This window comes from Gilliamella sp. B3892, assembly GCF_026536305.1.
Taxonomy (GTDB): Bacteria; Pseudomonadota; Gammaproteobacteria; order Enterobacterales; family Orbaceae; genus Gilliamella.
The window spans coordinates 1-1,201 of record NZ_JAFNOK010000032.1 but is presented as its reverse complement, the minus strand read 5'-3'; the positions used below and the strand labels follow the sequence as shown (position 1 = coordinate 1,201).

At 40.4% G+C, this 1,201-nt stretch carries 2 protein-coding genes; one reads left to right on the top strand and one right to left on the bottom strand.

The window, feature by feature from the left end:
* Positions 1-768 precede the first annotated feature (768 nt).
* Positions 769-909: a hypothetical protein gene (locus J3U74_RS12340; RefSeq protein WP_267396048.1), complete on the top strand. Its 141-nt coding sequence runs from the start codon at positions 769-771 to the stop codon at positions 907-909.
* A gap of 37 nt (positions 910-946) precedes the next feature.
* On the opposite strand, the gene J3U74_RS12335 is transcribed toward J3U74_RS12340, so the two are convergent.
* Positions 947-1,201: hypothetical protein (locus J3U74_RS12335; RefSeq protein WP_267377558.1), on the bottom strand; the 255-nt coding region annotated here is incomplete at its 5' end.

Here is a 1,201-nt window from a genome sequence, read left to right as displayed (position 1 = left end):
TAACGCACCAGCGCTGATTTGTTCCCGACAAAGCAGCGCCTCGCCAAACATCCCTGTTTGGCGTGCTAACCTCTCTCAGTTGTCGACGCTTTGTGAAGGTGCAATCTGGTGCACTTTTATGATTTGGTGAAAAGTTACCGTTTAGGTTTTGGGATATTTTGAAAATATCTTAAAAATTTTGTTTTTATACTAAAACGTGGGTATTTTCTGAAGGTTTTTGGCAAGGGTTATGTTTTTTACTTAAACACCTATATTTTCTGAAACTTTTTGACAAGATTTTATGGGTAATGAAAGCCATAGTTTTTTAATCTGTAGGTTTCGGACGCTGGGAATTTGATTGATTTTTTCCTAATGATGTTAGCGTCCGAATAGAAGGACTCTGTGCATAATCCGCTCCCTCTCCGTACAACATTGTACTAAGCGGTTTTCCAATAAACATAAAAATTTTTGACAAGAACTTTCAGAAAATACCTACGTTTAAGCATAAAGCAGCCACTTTAACTAGTTTTAAAAATCCACTAATTCGGATGCTGTGATCGTATTGAAAAAATCGACCTAATAACAGCATTTGAATGCCTGAAATTTTCAAGATCCTATAAAACTTTGTCAAAAACTTTCAGAAAACATAGGTGTTTAAGTAAAAAAATTTTTGCACTTTAAAAATATCCTAAATCCCCTACCGCTTCTTTTCCCAAAAGCAAACAAGTGCACCAGACCGCACCTTCACAAAGCGCCGACAACTGAGTGAGGTTAGCACGCCAAACAAGGATGTTTGGCGAGGCGCTGCTTTGTCCGGAACAAATCAGCGCCGGTGCGTTAAGACCGAACGAAGGCGGAGGGCAGTCGAAGACCGCTTTGGGTGGTGCTGCGTGGGGGTTATTAGGGGGATTTCGCATAAAATCCCCCTAATTCGGACGCAGACATCGTATTGAAAATATCGACTAATTCACAGCGTCCGAAACTTGCAGATCAAAAACTTATAACTTGCAAAAACCCACAAAGTCTTGTCAAAAACTTTCAGAAAACATAGGTGTTTAAGTAAAAAAATTTTTGCACTTAAAAAATATCCTAAATCCCCTACCGCTTCTTTTCCCAAAAGCAAACAAGTGCACCAGACCGCACCTTCACAAAGCGCCGACAACTGAGAGAGGTTAGCACGCCAAACAAGGATGTTTGGCGAGGCGCTGCTTTGTCCGGAACA